General features: G+C 46.3%; 12 protein-coding genes, 1 tRNA gene and 1 pseudogene. 2 read left to right on the top strand and 12 right to left on the bottom strand.

What is annotated here, in order from left to right; all coding sequences use genetic code 11:
* Positions 1-2: 2 nt before the first annotated feature.
* Positions 3-968, bottom strand: a complete 966-nt coding sequence (locus TRQ7_RS08275) for an AI-2E family transporter (RefSeq protein WP_041844421.1) — start codon at positions 966-968, stop codon at positions 3-5.
* A 43-nt stretch (positions 969-1,011) separates the two neighbouring features.
* On the opposite strand from TRQ7_RS08275, the gene TRQ7_RS08270 reads away from it, so the two are divergent.
* Positions 1,012-2,022: an acyltransferase family protein gene (locus tag TRQ7_RS08270; RefSeq protein ID WP_041844420.1), complete on the top strand. Its 1,011-nt coding sequence runs from the start codon at positions 1,012-1,014 to the stop codon at positions 2,020-2,022.
* An 83-nt stretch (positions 2,023-2,105) separates the two neighbouring features.
* A tRNA-Asn gene (locus tag TRQ7_RS08265) sits at positions 2,106-2,181 on the top strand.
* A gap of 163 nt (positions 2,182-2,344) precedes the next feature.
* On the opposite strand, the pseudogene TRQ7_RS09805 reads toward TRQ7_RS08265, so the two are convergent.
* From TRQ7_RS09805 to TRQ7_RS08210, 11 genes and pseudogenes are all read right to left on the bottom strand, one after another.
* A pseudogene (locus tag TRQ7_RS09805) lies at positions 2,345-2,452 on the bottom strand (diguanylate cyclase); the annotation flags it as partial.
* Positions 2,453-2,523: 71 nt separating this feature from the next.
* Positions 2,524-3,576, bottom strand: coding sequence for a galactokinase (locus tag TRQ7_RS08255; protein WP_041844418.1), 1,053 nt, complete (start codon positions 3,574-3,576; stop codon positions 2,524-2,526).
* A complete protein-coding gene (galT, locus tag TRQ7_RS08250; protein WP_041844417.1) occupies positions 3,573-4,529 on the bottom strand; it encodes a galactose-1-phosphate uridylyltransferase in 957 nt (318 codons plus the stop codon). Before galT ends, TRQ7_RS08255 begins: the two co-directional genes overlap by 4 nt.
* Positions 4,526-6,184 carry an alpha-galactosidase gene (gene galA / locus TRQ7_RS08245; RefSeq protein WP_041844416.1) on the bottom strand — a complete coding sequence of 553 codons (1,659 nt, stop codon included), beginning with the start codon at positions 6,182-6,184 and terminating at the stop codon, positions 4,526-4,528. The genes galT and galA overlap by 4 nt, the downstream gene beginning before the upstream one ends.
* A gap of 5 nt (positions 6,185-6,189) precedes the next feature.
* The gene (gene lacZ, locus TRQ7_RS08240) at positions 6,190-9,447 is read right to left on the bottom strand and encodes a beta-galactosidase LacZ (protein ID WP_041844415.1); all 3,258 of its coding nucleotides are present in this window, start codon (positions 9,445-9,447) and stop codon (positions 6,190-6,192) included.
* Between the two features lie 4 nt (positions 9,448-9,451).
* Positions 9,452-10,432: an ABC transporter ATP-binding protein gene (locus tag TRQ7_RS08235; protein WP_041844414.1), complete on the bottom strand. Its 981-nt coding sequence runs from the start codon at positions 10,430-10,432 to the stop codon at positions 9,452-9,454.
* Positions 10,433-10,444: 12 nt separating this feature from the next.
* The gene (locus TRQ7_RS08230; RefSeq protein WP_041844413.1) at positions 10,445-12,391 is read right to left on the bottom strand and encodes a beta-galactosidase; all 1,947 of its coding nucleotides are present in this window, start codon (positions 12,389-12,391) and stop codon (positions 10,445-10,447) included.
* Between the two features lie 23 nt (positions 12,392-12,414).
* A complete protein-coding gene (locus TRQ7_RS08225; RefSeq protein ID WP_015919844.1) occupies positions 12,415-13,251 on the bottom strand; it encodes a carbohydrate ABC transporter permease in 837 nt (278 codons plus the stop codon).
* A complete protein-coding gene (locus tag TRQ7_RS08220) occupies positions 13,248-14,126 on the bottom strand; it encodes an ABC transporter permease subunit (protein WP_038067944.1) in 879 nt (292 codons plus the stop codon). Before TRQ7_RS08220 ends, TRQ7_RS08225 begins: the two co-directional genes overlap by 4 nt.
* 72 nt (positions 14,127-14,198) lie before the next feature.
* Entirely contained in the window at positions 14,199-15,407 is a 1,209-nt protein-coding gene (locus TRQ7_RS08215) for an ABC transporter substrate-binding protein (RefSeq protein ID WP_255347891.1), read from the bottom strand.
* Positions 15,408-15,575: 168 nt separating this feature from the next.
* The gene (locus TRQ7_RS08210; protein WP_038067791.1) at positions 15,576-16,577 is read right to left on the bottom strand and encodes a LacI family DNA-binding transcriptional regulator; all 1,002 of its coding nucleotides are present in this window, start codon (positions 16,575-16,577) and stop codon (positions 15,576-15,578) included.
* Positions 16,578-16,589: the final 12 nt, after the last annotated feature.

Genomic DNA, 16,589 nt, shown 5'->3' with positions numbered 1-16,589 from the left:
TATCATCCTCCCATCACATAGTGCTCCCAGTAGTTTCTCAGGAATATCAAAAAGGGAAGAGCTATGAGAACACCACCAAAACTGAAAAGATCACCGAATATGAGGATGGTGATCAAGATTATGAACCAGTGGATGTTCAAAGCACTGCTCTGTATTCTGGGTGCCAGAACCCACATCTCCAGTTGATTCGCCGCCACGAGGATAATCGTTCCTATGAGAAGTCCGTACAGACCGTGCACGGAGAAAGAAAGCATCAAAAGAGGAATAGCCGAGATGATAACGCCGAGGTATGGAACAAAATCCGTTATGAACGCAAGCATCCCAAGAAAGAAGGCACTGGGAATCCTGAAAAGAAACGCACCAACACCCACGAACACCCCAACGAATATCGCAACCAGAACCTGACCACCCACGAACCTTTCAAACTCAGAGTAGGTGGTTTTTAAAAAACGTTTTCCATCTTCAGGGTCTTTCGGAAAAAGATAAGAAACGTTCTCCTTCACAAGTTTCTTCAGTGACGAGACGATGAAAGACGTGATCACTATGAGAACTGCGGCCGTTATGAAGGACGGTACATACCCCACGATACGGTTCACAAGGGAAAGCGCCCCTTCTGAGAACGAAGCACTGATGTTGCTTATGATAGAACTCACCCATTCTGGTATTTCCATGTTTTCAAGCCCTGTTCTGACCCTATCTATCTCTGAAAAGACCCTCTGAGCCTCTTTTATGATAACGGGAAAGAAATTGACAGCAGAGTAGGCTATCATGAGAAATATCAACACATTCGCCAGAACACGAGAAAGAGACCTCGGTTTCTTTATGAACAGCCCCAAAAACCGTGCCACATAGTCAACTATTATCGAAAGATACAGTCCCATTACCAGAGCGGTTATAATGAAAGGAGAGAGTTTTGCAAGAATCAGAAACAAAGCAAGATACAAAAGAGCAAAGTGCCTGTTTTTCATTCTTTCACTCCTTTCGATACTATTTTAGCAGAGGTGAATTCGGGTGGAGGCAACAAGAGGTCTTTTGATCCTGTTCGTTCTTGTGGGACATGCCATCGTTTCAGTGTACAGGGATCTGACGTTTTTCATCCCTTTTCTCAGGTTTGTGAGCCCGTCCGTATTTGTGTTCGTCTACCTCTTTGGCTATTCGCAGGGAAGAGTAAGGAAAAGACCTCTGAAGGTCGTTCAAAAGGCACTGTCTTTTTTTCTTTTTTATCTATTCTGGGGTTCTGTTGCGTTTTTTCTTTATCTTATTCTGGATGGAAGATACTCTGAAGTATGGGTAACGAGGCAAATATTCAACGTAGAAAATTGTTCTTTGTTTTCAAAATATCTTCTCACCGTCTTTTCCTTCAGTGGATCGTGGCAGTATTATTTTGTTTTCGTCGTGATCATCCTGCTTTTTGTATCCATTTTCATAAGAAATCCGGGAAGGATTCTTCCTTTTTCCTTTGCCGGTGCTGTTGTCAATTCATCAATTGTGAGCCTCTGGTTTTTGACAAAGAATGAACTTCTTCCACCGATTGAGGGAGCACTCATCACGTATTTGAATCCCATTCACTGGCTTTTTCCCTTTATCCTGGGATACAAGGATACTCATGAAGGAAAGAAACGTACCCTGAACAAAACCTCTCTAATTTTCTACATTGTTTTTCTTACCATTGGTCTTTTAGAATACTGGAATTCTCACAGGAAGTTCAATGGTTTTGTTGCAGACCAGTTCTCCCTTCCTGGAGTGGTCCTTGGGATATACAGCATTGGAGTGTTCTCGTGGATGGCCGAAAAAATGAACTCTCGAATCCTGAGGAGGATGGGGCGGTATTCTTTTCTTCTCTTCATGATACACATGCCGTTCCAATGGATGTTCTACGTGTTTTTGGACACGTTCATCGATCTTCCCGGATGGTGCTGGGTGCTGGTCATGGTGGGATTTTCTGTCGCTTTCATGGAAATACTTCTCAGACTGTCAAGACTTCTTCCAAGAGCGCTTCGAAAGGTGGTCGCTGGTTTTTAGGTTTTTTCCAACTTTTTCCTTCATTTTACCATCGTCCCCACTTGAAATTTCTGAGAGTATATAGTACAATTATCCCTGGAGGTTCCGGCGTAGCTCAACCGGTAGAGCGCCTGGCTGTTAACCAGGTGGTTGCAGGTTCGAGTCCTGCCGCCGGAGCCATTTTTGTTTTTATGTGCTCCCCCTCTTCTTCTCCTTTTTCATCCTGTACATGAGTCCACCAACCTTTGCAAGGGTTTCTTTCATTCAGGGAACCCGTGAAAGGATGAACGCCATATGAAAACGTTAGATGAAACCTGGACTCTTCAAAATCGGAGAGGATCTTTTGGGTGATCTCTTCTGCTTTTTCCGGAGAGCACCCTCTGAGAATTATGAGAAATTCATCCCCACCCATTCTAACAACAACATTGGATTGTCTTATATGTTTCTTCACAATCTGAACCAGGTTTCGCAACACATCATCACCTGCATCGTGACCATCAAAAAAGGGAGCCTGCGCTCCCTTCAGATCTTTTGAACACCGTCTGCACTCTCTATCTCGTGGAAGGTGAGTTCTATCTTAAAACGATCACTGTAGGCATTTTTCAGTTCTTCTTTGATCTTCTCAAAAGCGCCCTTTTTCGATAAAACGATCACACCTCCACCGAATCCGCCGCCAACCATCCTTGCACCCAGAATATCCTCCTTTCCCTTCAGAAAATCCACGATGAAGTCTGTCTCTTCGCAGGACACCTCGTAAAGATCTCTCAGGCTTTCATGAGAAGAGAAAAGGAGCCTTCCAAGTGTTTCGAAATCTCCCTCTTTCAACGCCTGAACGCTTCTAAGCACTCTTTCGTTTTCCTCCAGAACGTGCTGGGCACGCTTTTTTAAAACGTCCGGGAGTTTCTTCAGATCTTCCTTTGTCACTTCACGAAAGCTTCTTTTTCCAAGAATTCTCAGAACCTCTTCACATTCCTGTCTTCTTTTGTTGTACTCGGAGGAGGAAAGTTCGTGCTTTACGTTGGAATCGACGAGGTTTATCTCGTAGCCTTCCAGTTTCAGGGGAACATACTCGTACTCGAGGGTCATCGTGTCCAGAAAGATCGCGTGGTCTTTTTTCCCGAAAGCGGAAGTGAACTGGTCCATGATCCCACACCTGACACCGACAAACTCCACTTCCGCTTCACGTGCGATCTTCACGAGTTCCAGTTTAGGCAGATGGAAACCAAAGTGCTCCGAGATCGCATAGGCGGTTGCCATCTCAAGTGCTGCAGAACTTGAAAGCCCCGCACCCATGGGAAGGTTTGACGAAATCGAGATCTTCACAGGAGACACTCTGTAGCCTTTTTTCTCGAAGGCTTTGATAACACCGGAGATGTAGTCCGTCCACCTGTTCAGTTTTTCTATTTTTTCCATTTCCACCGTCTCGTTCATGTTCTCCGAGTGGAAGACGAACTTTTCCGAGTCTTCTATCGTGAGAAAAACGAACCTGTTCACGGCGAAAGGAAGGACGTACCCGTCGTTGTAGTCGGTGTGCTCTCCGATGATGTTTATTCTTCCCGGTGCCTTCACCCTCATATCTCCACCTCCGTCTCCCTGAGCTGTCTTGCTGCCTCCTCCGGAACAACGGGATTTATGAAAGCCCATGTACCCGTCTCAACGCTTGCCATCCACTTTAACTTGTCCCTGTCTCTTTTTGGTGGATTGAACTCCACATGGAAGTGGAAAAAGTGAGAAACGTCCTCGCCGTTGAATGGTGCCTGAAAGAACATCATCATGTACGGAAACTCCTGATCGAAGAGTTTGTCGTACTTGGCGGTCACCACTTTCAATACTTTTGCGAATTCTTTCTTCTCTTCCTTAGAAAACTCAAGGAGCGTGCTCACGTGCCTTTTTGGATATATGTGCACCTCGTACGGAAAGCGCGCGTAGAAGGGAACAACCGCTACGAAGTTTTCTGTTTCGTACACCTTCCTTTCCTCTTCTTCGTTCTCGAGGATCTCGCAGATGGGACATCTTCTTTTTTCCTCGTACCACTTTCTCATCGCATCTATCTTCACCTCTATTCTTTTTGGAAGGAAAGGAAAGGCGTAGATCTGACCGTGTGGATGGGGAAGAGAGGCACCAACTTCTTTTCCACGGTTTTCGAAGATGAAGACGTACTTCACAAAATCGTGCCGAGAAAGGTCCCTGGTTCGGTCCACCCACATCTCAACGAGTTTTTCTATCTGTTTCAGAGGCATACCGGGGAGTGCGGTGTTGTGGTCGGAGGTGTAGACCACCACCTCGCATACACCGCGAGACTCTTCTTTTCTGAAAGGTCCCTTCTCCTTCCAGTCCACAGGGGGAGGGTCCTTTTTGAGAGAAGGATATCTGTTTTCGAAGGTGACCAGATCGTACTCTTCGGGAAGTTCCAGTCCTCCCACACATATGGGACACTCCGTTTTCGAAGGCTGAACCGGTCTTTTCTGTGTTGCAGCGGAGACGATCACCCATTCGTCTGTGAGCGGGTTGTACCTGAGTTCCATCATTCTCTCTCACCCTCTTCGTAGAAGTAGAAGTTTCTTCCGTCTTCTCTTTTGACAACCTTCTTTCTCAGAGAGGACTTTCCCTCTTTTTCCAGATGGTACTCTCTGTTTTTGAGATCGACAACGAGCTTGGTGTTCCCAGAGATCGTGCCAGACGAGACGATCTCGTACTTCAGATCCTCTGTCATGATGTTCAGAACACGGGGCTTTCCCCCGAGAAGATCGAGTGTCTCTCTCAGAACCTTTCTTCCGTGTTCTTTCACGAGTGACAGGTCGTCACTTTCTATGATCATGTTGTCGAGGACTCCACAGGTGTACGAGTAGAGTTCTCTCTCTTTTGGGGTCAGTTCTGTTTTTTCCTCTCTCAGGATGAGACAGTCCGGATCGTTCAGCCAGAGTCTGTCGTGCATGAAGTAACGTGTGATGGCATTTCTCAGAGCCCATCTTGCAGCGGGTGCTCCGTTGTCTTCTATGTGATCTCCCCAGAAGGGTGTGGTGTCCGGTCCTATCCTCATGCCGTCAACGTACCCAACGGCAGGAAGAAGAGGAGAGCCACATCCGAGTATGAACGAGTCGTCTCCAACTGCCTTTCTGATCACCTCCAGCCCCTTTCTGAACGCCTGAACGGGTGTGATGTTTTCCTTTCTCTCACCCGGAATCGCTCCTGCAAAGAGAAAATCGATCTTGAAGTATCTGTAGCCCATCTTCCTGAGAGAGCTGAAAAGGTCAAAGAGCCAGCCCAGTACCTCTTCGTTTGAAAGATCAAGAGCGTAAATCTTTCTGTTCCAGTTTCTGTAAGCCATTTTGGGTCTTCCGTTTTCCTTCACGACCCAGTTTGGGTTGGTGTTGAACACGTCCGACGTCTCCGAAACGCTGAACGGTGCGGTCCATATACCAGGAACAAAGCCTTTTTCCTGTATCGTTTTTGCCATCTCGTCCACAGATGGGAAGTCTTTCTTCGTGACGAGCCAGTCTCCGATGTCCTTTTCGTACGCATCGTCTATCTGAAAGACCTCGAAGGGAAACTCCCTTGCAAGTTCCAGATTCTTCAAAGTCTCCTTCCAGGTGAGATCGAGGAAATAGTGGTACCAGCTGCACCATCCAACCGGTGTGTGTTCTGGTATTCTTGCAATGTTTTCCTTTCCGACGAGTTCAGCGTACTTTTCCAGAAGGAGAGAGGTGTTTGGATCTTCAAGAACGACAAAAGGTTCTATCGGAACGAAGTCATCGAACTTCACATCGAAGTACTCAAGATACGCAACAAGTTCTCCGTTTTCCACCGCAAAGAAAGGATGTGCGATCTTCGAACTCAAAAAGCCGTACACTCTTCCCTCCTCTGCCACGAAATAGTCGCTCTGAAGGTGGCTTTTTATTACATCCGGTACCACAGAGGCCGTGTACTGCCAGTTTGGGTCTATCTCGGGTGGTGTGAAGGATGAAAGATCCACCACCCTGCATGGTCCCCAGGACTGCCAGTTGTTCACAAGGAGTTTCTCTGGAGCACTCTCCCGAAAGATCTCAAGCCTTCCAGGATTTCCCTTCACTCTCCCTGAAATCTTCCATCCAAGATGGATCTTTTCCACACTGAACTCAACGGTGTAGTCTTTTCCCTTCAGAGTGAATTTTCCTTCTCTGAACGGTCTTTTGAAAATCTCCACACAGATCACCTCACATAGATGGTTTTTCCCGTGTTCAGACTGGTGGATACGAGGTGCTCTCCCCTCTTCAGTCCGTTCACTTTGAAGACCAGCGTTTCTTCTTTGAAGGGTGGTATAACCACCTTCTTTGCCGAATGTTCTTTTCCGTCCACAAAGAGTATGATCTGCTCTTTTCTGCTCAGTGGAGAATCGTTCAGAAGAGAAAGTTTCACTTTCAGGGTGTCTCCTTCGCGTATCATGTCCTCTGAGGACATCTCAGCGTGAAGTGTTTCAGAGATCGCTGGAAGAACCCTCCAGGATAGAATTTCCTCACTTACCCTCATTCTGAAAGAAAAGCGATACGGTTCTGGTAGAAGCCTGTACTCCAGGTGGGGCTGTGCCCCCCAGCTGTCGTCTCCTCCAAGTCCCATCTGTCTGTAGTCCACATTCACGGTGACAAAGTCCCTTTCTGGAAGTTCGTTCACGTGATCTGCCTTTTCCAGGTCTTCCATGGAGAACGGCCAGACACTGAAATCCACCACCGGCATGCCCGACACGAAAAGGTTCACCCTTCCATCGGAGAGAGCGAACCATCTCACGTCCGATCTGTTTCCTGTCTCCTGTGGCCTGACGTACCTGTGTATCATATCTTGAACAGTCCTTCTGTATCGAGCAAAAAGTCCGCTTTCTTTTCTGTCCCAGTAGGTCTCGTGCGGACCCCTTCCGTACCACTCAACGAACCTGAAATCTCCAGGAACGGCAAACTGAAGACCGATCCTTGGAATCTCCGGTACACCTTCTGCGGGAATCAGGGAAAGATCCACGAGGATATCACCGTTTCCAAAGATAGTGTAGGTGAGGTACACCCAGCTGTTTCCGGGTACCTGATAGACACTCTGAACGGATACGCTGTTTTCTTCTTTCTTCCAGAAGAACATCTTGAAGAGTTTTCTTTCTTTTGATGCCCTCTTCCAGATGGATAGCCTCTCTGGCATTTTGTTTCCGACGTCGTTGTCCGTTGGAACCCTCCAGAAATTTGGAACGATCGATCCTGTCAGGATATCCCTTCCCCTGTACACGATGCGCTCCAGAAGTCCGGTGAGTTTCGAGAAGATAAACTCCGCGTCTTTTGTCCTCACCAGAAGGTATCTTCCATCTTCTGAGAAATCTACTTTTTCCTGAACAATGCTTTTTTGAAAGATGGGAGGTTTCAGGAGGAACTGTTCCCACGCTACAACGTGTCCCTTCTTCGCCCAGAGGGTATCTTCAGAGAGAGCAAAACAGATCTCAAGGAAGTACTCGGAGTCTTCCATCTCTGGAAGTGGTATCTTAAGAATTTTCTTTTCTCCTGGCCTGGCTGAGAGTTTGAACCTTTCTTCTTTCACCACTTCACCGTCTTTTCTGATCCTCCAAGTTCCATCGAACATCTCAAGATCTGTGAAGAGATACCCGTTCTCCACTTCGTAGGTGTCTTTTGCGATCTGGCGCACTTTGATGTTCTGATAGACTTTCTTCACCTCGTAAAGCTCTGGCTCGGGTGTTCTGTCGGGAAGGACCACTCCGTTGCAGCAGAAATTCTTGTCGTTTGGTTCATCGCCGAAATCCCCGCCGTACGCCCAGAATTCCCTTCCGTTTTCATCCTTTTTCCTGATTCCCTGGTCCACCCAGTCCCAGATGCACCCTCCGTGAAGATACGGATACCTTTCTATCACATCCCAGTAGTCCTTCAGATTTCCCACACTGTTTCCCATCGCGTGGGCATACTCACACATGATGAAAGGCTTTTCCCTCTTTCTGGAGGCGTACTCGAGAAGAACGTTTATCTTCGGGTACATGAGAGAGAAGACATCCACGTAGTACGATTCTCCCTTTCTTGTTGTTCCCTCGTAGTGGACGAGTCTTGTGTTGTCCCTCTCTTTTATCCAGAGGGCGGCCTTTTCAAAGTTCATTCCGTCTCCTGCCTCGTTTCCAAGCGACCAGAAGATGATGCTGGGATGGTTCTTGTCACGCTCCACCATCCTTTTGATCCTGTCAAGGTGAGCCTTCTCCCACTCCGGTCTGTTCGCAAGTGTCACATCGAGATCCCAGCCGATACCATGTGATTCGATGTTTGCTTCGTCTATGACGTAAAGGCCGTAGTAGTCGCACAGGTCGTACCACTTCGTCTGGTTCGGATAGTGTGAGGTTCGAACGGTGTTTATGTTGTGCTGTTTCATGAGTTTTATGTCCTCTATCATCCTTTCCACGGTCACCGCATGGCCTCTGTCTGGGTCGAACTCGTGTCTGTTCACTCCCTTTATGTAGAGAGGTTTCCCGTTGAAAAGAAGCCTTCCATCCTTTACCTCCACCTTCCTGAACCCGAAGTTGACTTTTTTCTCATCTTCTCCCAGTTTCACCTTCAAAACGTAAAGATGAGGAGTCTCTGCTGACCATTTCTTCGGGTCTTTCACCTCGAAGACAAAAGACAGGGTTTCGTTTTTTGGTCTCACCTTCTCTTCCACCAGAGTCATCTCTTTTCCCTGTGGATCTGTGAGTGTGATAATGAAATCTTTTTCTTTCTCTTCTCCAAGGTTTCTCAGTTCCACGTCCAGAAAGATCTTTCCGTCCCTGTAATCTTCATCGAGGTCTGCTCTCACGAATATGTCTCTCACATGGAACTTCGAAAGTGCGTAGAGATAGACATCCCTGTAGATTCCTGCAAACCACCACATGTCCTGATCTTCCAGGTAACTCCCATCACTCCACTTCAGAACCTCCACACAGATCAGGTTCTTTCCCGGTTTCAAAACGTCTGTGACCCTGAACTCAGCGGGTGTGCAGCTGTCTTTGCTGAATCCCATCCTTTTCCCGTTCACCCAAAGATAGAAGAAAGACCGTACCCCTTCGAAGTGAAGAAAGATTTCCTTTTCAAACCACTCTTCCGGTACTTCCAACCACCTTCTGTATATCCCGGTTGGATTGTCGTCTTTTGGAACAAACGGGGGATTCGGCTCGAAGGGATAGACCACGTTTGTGTAGATGGGTTTCCCGTAGCCTTTCATCTCCCAGTTGCTTGGAACTTCTATTTCGTCCCAGTTTGTGTCATCGAAACCTTCCAGGAAAAAGTTCTCCGGAACCTCGAAGGGATTTTTTGCAAAGAAGAATTTCCAGTTTCCATTGAGCAGGATGAAGTCATCGGGATACTCCCACTCTCCTGTGAACGGATTGAGGTAGGGTATGAAAGAGGCATGAGGCTTTTCTGTTCCCTCACTCACAAGCTGAGGGTTTTCCCATTCGTAGACCATCTTCTCATCCTCCCAGCAGAAAACAGGCTGCTCTGTGTCCTGGGTTTACTTCCAGAAAAACCGGCTCTTCTTCCTCACACCTTTGTGTTGCGTGTGGGCATCTTGGATGAAACCTGCAACCTGAAGGAGGTGAAACAAGAGATGGAGGAGAACCAGGGATTCCCTCTCTCAACTGCTTGTCCCCCACTCTGGGAAGTGATTGTATGAGATATCTCGTGTAGGGATGGAGAGGTTCTTTAAAGATCTCAAGCGTTGGACCCTCTTCCACGATCTTTCCCGCGTACATGATTGCCATTCTTGTTGTGACCTGAGCATGGATACCCATATCGTGCGTCACCAGAACAATGGTGTTCTTCAGCTCTTTTTGAATTTTCTTTATAAGCTGTATGACCGCACGCTGTGCTACCACGTCCAGGGCAGTTGTTGGTTCGTCAGCGAGGATGACGCGAGGCTTCAAGAGAGTGGCAAGTGCTATGGTAACGCGCTGCCTCATTCCACCAGAAAGCTGATGGGGAAACATGTCCAGTACCCTGGAAGGAAGGCCCAGGGCTTTTAAGTGTTCAGCGGCCATTTCAAGAAACGTTTCTTTTTGCCTTCTCACGTGGCTTTTCAGGATTTCCATGAACGTGTCCCTTATACGCTTCACCGGGTTCAAAACGTGCATGGAACCCTGAGGAATGTAGGAGATGAAACGCCATTTCAGACGTCTTCTTTCTTCTTCTTTCAGTGACACAACGTTTACAGGTTTGCTGTCGAGCCAATAATTCAGTTCACCACCAAGCAATCTCAGAGGAGGCTCGAGGTTTGCAAGAAGAGTTTTCAAGAGTGTAGATTTTCCACAACCGGATTCACCTGCAATACCATAGATCTCACCCGAGAAGATCTTCAAACTCACGTTATCCACGGCTCTTATCGTTCTTTTTTTGCCCCAGAATTCCAGAACATAGTAAGCTTTCAGATTTTTACCCTCTACCAGCGTCTCCATCCACTCGCCTCCTCATACTTCTTCCCAGACAACCAGACTGTAAGGTTCTACTTTTCGATCTCCCAGAACGATCCGGGCATCACCCGGTATCTCCACTTCTGTTTCATGAGGTGAAAAGTTGAAAGCAAACGTGTACTTTCCTCTCTTTTGAATGCGCACACCCTCTGGAAGTCTTCTCACCACGTGCCCTGTTTCCTTCATCAGTTTTTCGAAGAGATCCAGAAGAAATTCCCTGTCCGGCCAGAAAGCAAGATAGTACACGTTTTCTTTACGAAAGATCGCTCCGGGACCGTCTTCAAATCTTGCCACCACTTCCGCGATGGTGGGATCCACATCCTCTCTCCAGATCGTCACAGGGTACTTTTTCCCATCCCACAGAAGAACTTCAACGTTTCCTGTTCCAAGACTTTCAACCCTTTTTACCTCCACAGGTATGATCTCCTTCAGAAGACCGGGAGGCATCTCTTCTGGAATCTGGAAGGTTTCTGTTTTGCTACCGCTTCTTGGACCAATCACAAGAACACCGCTGTATTTTTTGAAGTTCTCCAGGGCCTCTTCCCTCACGATTGCAAGGCTTGGAACAACCACCATTCTGTAACCATCTAGAGGAGAATCAGCCGACACGATATCCACATTGAGGCCAAGCCCTCTGAGGGCACTGTAGAACCTGAGGACAAGATCAAGGTAATTAACACCTTCGCCGTGTGGCTGGATGGAAAACACCCACGCCGTCTCGTAATCGAAAACGAGGGCAACTTCACTCTTTACCGGTTCGCTCAGATCAACACCTTTCAGTTCTTCAAAGACCTGCTTTACCTCCTGATATCCCTGAGATGGAGATGAGTCCGGAGCAAGAAGGCCAGAGTGCATCTGCTCCTGTGCAAAGGGTGCCTGCCTCCACCTGAAGTAAGAAACCACTTCTGCTCCGTGTGCAAAAGCCTGCCAGGTCCAGAGCCTCACCGCACCCTCTGCCGGCCAGAGATTGTAGGGAGCCCAGTTCACAGGCCCTGCCTGCTGTTCCATCACCCAGAACCTTCCCCTACCCACACCACGATAAAGATCGTGTGAGAAGGAGATTATGTCGGGGTGCCCCACCCTGTCGAACGGGTTTTTGCTTTCTCCCTTTGCTCTCAGAAAGACGAGGGTGTGACCGAGCGGATAGTTGTCCCAGCTGGCAAAATCCAGGTTTTTTGAGAGTTTGTAGTGATCAAAGTCTGTAAAGCCAGCCATGAAGTTGTGCGTGATGAACCTTCCCGGAGAAAGTTCTCTTATGATCTCCACCTGGAGCCTGTTGAACTCTACCACCTGGTCTGAGGCGAATCTGTAGTAATCGAGAAGATGCGAAGGATTTGGACCTGCAGGTGTGAGGTTGGGAAGTTCTATCTCCTCGAAGGACCTGTATTCCTGACTCCAGAACACCGTTCCCCAGGCCCTGTTCAGTTTATCTATGTCTCCTTCGTATCTTCTCTCAAGCCATTTCTGGAAGGCTTTCTTACACCTTGGACAGTAACACCTCACCGTGTCGTGACAGCCGTACTCGTTGTCGGTCTGCCAGCCCACAACAGCCGGATGCTTTCCGTACCTTCCTGCAACAATGGAGACGATTCTCTTTGCTTCTTCCCGATACACAGGGCTGGAGAAACAGTAATGTCTTCTGGAGCCAAAGTTCTTCACTCTTCCTTCTCTGTCGACAGGAAGGATCTCTGAATGCTCGTCCACAAGCCACTTTGGAGGTGTGGCTGTGGGTGTTCCCAGGATGATCTTCAAACCCATCCTCTCGGCCGCTTCCAGCGTTCTGTCCAGCCATTCCCAGTTGAATTTTCCTCGCTCCGGCTCTATTCTGCTCCAAGCAAACTCTCCGATTCTCACGTACTCTATCCCGAGTTCTTTCATCCTTCTGAAGTCTTCTTCTACCTTTTCAACACCCCAGTGTTCTGGGTAATAACAAACTCCAAGCATGACAGATCCTCCCCATATAGTTTTTAACCCTTCACACTTCCAAGCGTCAGCCCTTCTATGAAATACCTCTGGAAGATCAGAAAAACAACTATTGGTACTAACGCAGCAAGGTTTGCTCCAGCAGCTATCACATTCCAGCTCGTGACCCACTGTCCTTGGAGAGTTGTCAAACCAAGGGTTACTGGTTTTAAACTATCACTCTGTATGAGAACCAGCGACCAGAGATAATCGTTCCATATCCAGGTGAACTCAAGGATACCAAGAGCGGCCAGGGCCGGCAGTATCAATGGCATCATGATCTTTCTGTAGATCAAGAAGTCACCGGCTCCATCGATTTTCGCTGCTTCAAAAAGACTTCTTGGTATGGTAACCATGAAATTTCTCAGGAAAAAAGTACAAAAACCAGTCTGAAATGCAATATGAAAGAGTATTACCCCCCAGTAAGTATCGTAAAGTCCTGTCCTAACTGAAAATCTGTAAACGGGTATCATCAACATTTGGAAAGGTATCAGCATTCCAGAAACGAACATTATCAAAAGAGGTTTTTTCAACTTGAAGTTATACCAGGATAACGCAAAAGCACTTAAACTGGATACAAACAATGCTCCTAACACGGACAAACTCGTTATTATAAATGTATTGATGAAGTACCTCTTCATATTGGCTTCTCTCCAGGCTATAACATAATTTTCAAAAGTTGGTTTCTTCGGAGGTTCCCACCATCTTATTCCCAATATAACCTCATCCATTGTTTTAAGCGATGTGAATATCGATATAATGAAGGGAAGCATCCACATAATTACCAGAACAACAGACAGGGAATAAAAAATAATGGCTTTCAACACTTTCTTTCTGTTCATATGGATTCTTCCTCCCTTTTTAGCGTATAGAAAAGGTACACAATGATGAAACCAAGCGTTATAAGGAACTGTATCACAGCAATGGCAGATCCATAACCCATTCGATAGTTATGGAATGATTGGATGTACATGTAGTTTGCCAGAACACTGGATGAATAGAAAGGTCCTCCGCGAGTCATAACGTAGACAATGTCAAATGCTCTCAGAGAATCTATAATATTCACCGTTATGGCTATTACCATAGCTGGTCTAAGAGCGGGTAGAATCACATACCAGAATCTCTGACATGCATTGGCACCATCGACGTACGCTGCTTCGACTAATTCAGTAGAAACATTCTTCAAACCGGCAAGGAAAAGTACCATAGCGTAGGCGATCTGCCTCCACAGTGCAGCCATTATAAGGGCATATGTTACAATTTTCGGGTCACTCAACCAGGGTTTCGCGAGACTACCAAGACCTATGGCTCTTAAAAACTCATTCAAAACACCACTTCTAGGTTCAAGAATCCATGACCATATTTGTCCTATGACGACAAAAGACAAAGTCATTGGAAGATATATGAGGGTTTTAAAAATTTTGTTTCCAGGAAATTTTTGGTCCAAGAGCATCGCCATTCCCAATCCTGCAGGAATGGCGACAATAACAAAAAACACAAGCCATTTTATGTTGTTTTTAAGGGAAAGCCAGAAGTAAGGATCAGAGAAAAGTCTGGTGTAGTTCTTCCACCCTATAAAATCAAATTTTGTGCTGACTCCATCCCAATTTGTGAAACTCAAAATTATTGTCTGCGCTATGGGAGAAATCACCCAGATAAAATAAAGCGTCAATGGAACAGCCAAGAAGACATACGGGACCCACCATCTCTTTGTCAACACAGGGATATTCCTCCTTTGTGGACACATTTTGTCGGGAGAAGAAGAGGGAGGCGGACCGCCTCCCCGGAATTATTTCCCAAAAATCCTCTGTCTTTCTCTTTCAAGATTTTCGAGAATTTGATCGAGTCTTTCAGGATAAATCATGAATTCAACAAAGCCGTTCATACCAGCTGTTGCCATTTCTGGATTTGTATCTCTGTCGTAGAACTGGGCGACGCCATCAGATTCGAGTATCATCTTCAATCCCTTTGCTGCATGTTCGTCTGCTGGTTCTACATTCTTGTTTGCTGCAAGTCTCCCGAGTTTTTTAGCAAAGTATTCCTGAACTTCCTTTTCAGCAATGAACTTGAGGAACACTTTGGCACCTTCCTTGTTCTTAGCTCTTGCTGGTATCATGAATCCATCTATTGGTGTTTCTTCGTAAAGGCCTATCTCCGGCTTTATTATGGGGAATCTGAAGAAGTCCAGATCATCTTTTACAGATTCAGGAGCAACATCTTTTATGAACTGTCCTATAAGATACATTCCTGCTTCTCCTCTGAAGAGGAATGCGGCTGCTTCCTGCCAGGTATAGGAGGAATGGTTCTCAAGGAAGAAACCTTTTTCGACCAATTCCTTCCAGTATTGGAAAACTTCTTTGACTCTTGGATCAGTATATGGAATTTCCCCAGCGGTAAGCTTCATATGGAAGTCCAGCCCATTTACCCTGAGATCGAGATAGTCAAACCATCCCGCTGCTGGCCAGAGGTATTTGGTTCCGATGGTTATTGGAGTTATTCCATTTTCCTTCAGGGTCTCACAAACCTTTATGAACTCTTCCCAAGTTTTTGGAGGAGTTATACCGTACTTTTCGAAGACAGACTTCCTATAATAAACACCCCACCAGTACCAACTCTGAGGAACAAAATAGATCCTTCCATCATACTCACAGGCACTTCTGAAAGAAGTCGGGAAATAATCTTCAAAATTTTTGGGAGCAAAGATATCATCCACAGGTTCGAGAAGTCCTTTGCTAGCAAAATACCTCATTCTTTCACCAGCGAACCACGTAACGACATCGGGAGCCTCATCAGAATTCAACCAGGTTCTGAGAAGAGTTTTGAAATCTTCGTGTGGGAACGTGTTCACTACTACGTCATATTCCGGGTATTTTTCCTCAAACATCTTCACTAACTCCGCAAAAACGATCCTTGGTGCTGGATCAGAAATGTAGGAGTTCACGACAATCTTTTCTTTGGCAACAGCGAAAACGCTCAGGATAACAAGTACCAGAACCATCCAAAATCGGAATTTCATAGTACCACCCTCCCCAACAAAAGATTGGTATTACCATGTAAATGATACCGTGAACGTTCACAGAGGATCAAGGAAAGAAAAACCGAGAATTTTGATTCTAAACGCTCATAAATGAATATATTTGTCTCTAACGACCAGAAATCAACAATATCAACTACTCTCTCTCACAACGAGTTCCACGTCGAGTATCACACGCTTTCTCTTCTTTCTTCTTCCCTTCATCCTCTGAAGAAGCATCCTGAACGCCTCAAAGCCCATCTCGAACTTCTTTATCCTTACCGTCGTCAGAGGAGGACACACAAAGGAGGAATAGACGATATCATCGTAGCCAACCACAGCAACGTCTTCTGGAATCCTGTATCCGTGCTCTTTCAGCGCCTTCATAGCACCGAAGGCAAGAAGATCGTTATAGCAGAAAACCGCATCGAAATGAAGCCCCTTTTCGATCGCTTCGTTCATCGCCTGATAACCGCTTTCTATGTCGATGTCCGTCACGATCACCATCTCTTCTTTGAATGGAATACCATGTTCCTTCAACGCCTTCTTGTACCCTTCAAGTCGCATGTAAGCAGCGGACTTAAAAAGGTATCCACTGATCATCAGTATGTTTCTTCTTCCACGATCGATGAGGTGTTTTGTTGCCAGATATCCTCCTTTCACCTCATCACTGTGGATCTCATCCACTTCCAGCCCTTCAAAGTGCCTTCCTACCACGACGAAGGGAACTTTTCTTTCTATCAAAAACTCTATATCGTCCGATCTGTCCTGAACTGGTGTTATGAGAAGGCCGTCGACTCTTCGCTGAAGGAGAACATCGATCGCTTTTTCTTCGTTTTCGTAGATTCTCTCTGTGTTCATGAGGATGATCTGATAGCCATATTTCCTGGAAGCAACTTCGATTCCCTTGAGCACCTCTGCATAGAAGGGATTGGCGCTGTCTGCTATGATGACCCCCACAATGTTCGTGCGTTTGCTTCTCAAAGACGAAGCAGTTGCGTTTTTCACGTATCCAAGTTCTCTGGCTATCTCCAGTATTCTCTTTTTGGTCTCTTCGCTTATGTCCGGTTTGTTGTTGAGCGCTCTTGAAACTGTGTTTATCGAAACTCCCGCCTTTTCTGCTATGTCTCTGATCGTTACATACTTTTTCTTCATGCTATTTCCTCC

It is taken from the genome of Thermotoga sp. RQ7, from assembly GCF_000832145.1.
In the GTDB taxonomy this organism is placed as follows: Bacteria; Thermotogota; Thermotogae; order Thermotogales; family Thermotogaceae; genus Thermotoga; species Thermotoga neapolitana.
The sequence above is the reverse complement of the archived record's forward strand: the minus strand, read 5'-3'. Positions and strand labels throughout refer to the sequence as shown.

Bases quoted from the DNA above. Each gene is read 5' to 3' on its own strand.
- TRQ7_RS08275 (WP_041844421.1), bottom strand. From the start codon at position 968: ATGAAAAACAGGCACTTTGCTCTTTTGTATCTTGCTTTGTTTCTGATT.
- TRQ7_RS08255 (WP_041844418.1), bottom strand. From the start codon at position 3,576: ATGAGGGTGAAGGCACCGGGAAGAATAAACATCATCGGAGAGCACACC.
- galT (WP_041844417.1), bottom strand. From the start codon at position 4,529: ATGATGGAACTCAGGTACAACCCGCTCACAGACGAATGGGTGATCGTC.
- lacZ (WP_041844415.1), bottom strand. From the start codon at position 9,447: ATGGTCTACGAATGGGAAAACCCTCAGCTTGTGAGTGAGGGAACAGAA.
- TRQ7_RS08235 (WP_041844414.1), bottom strand. From the start codon at position 10,432: ATGGAGACGCTGGTAGAGGGTAAAAATCTGAAAGCTTACTATGTTCTG.
- TRQ7_RS08230 (WP_041844413.1), bottom strand. From the start codon at position 12,391: ATGCTTGGAGTTTGTTATTACCCAGAACACTGGGGTGTTGAAAAGGTA.
- TRQ7_RS08225 (WP_015919844.1), bottom strand. From the start codon at position 13,251: ATGAACAGAAAGAAAGTGTTGAAAGCCATTATTTTTTATTCCCTGTCT.
- TRQ7_RS08215 (WP_255347891.1), bottom strand. From the start codon at position 15,407: ATGGTTCTGGTACTTGTTATCCTGAGCGTTTTCGCTGTTGCCAAAGAA.
- TRQ7_RS08210 (WP_038067791.1), bottom strand. From the start codon at position 16,577: ATGAAGAAAAAGTATGTAACGATCAGAGACATAGCAGAAAAGGCGGGA.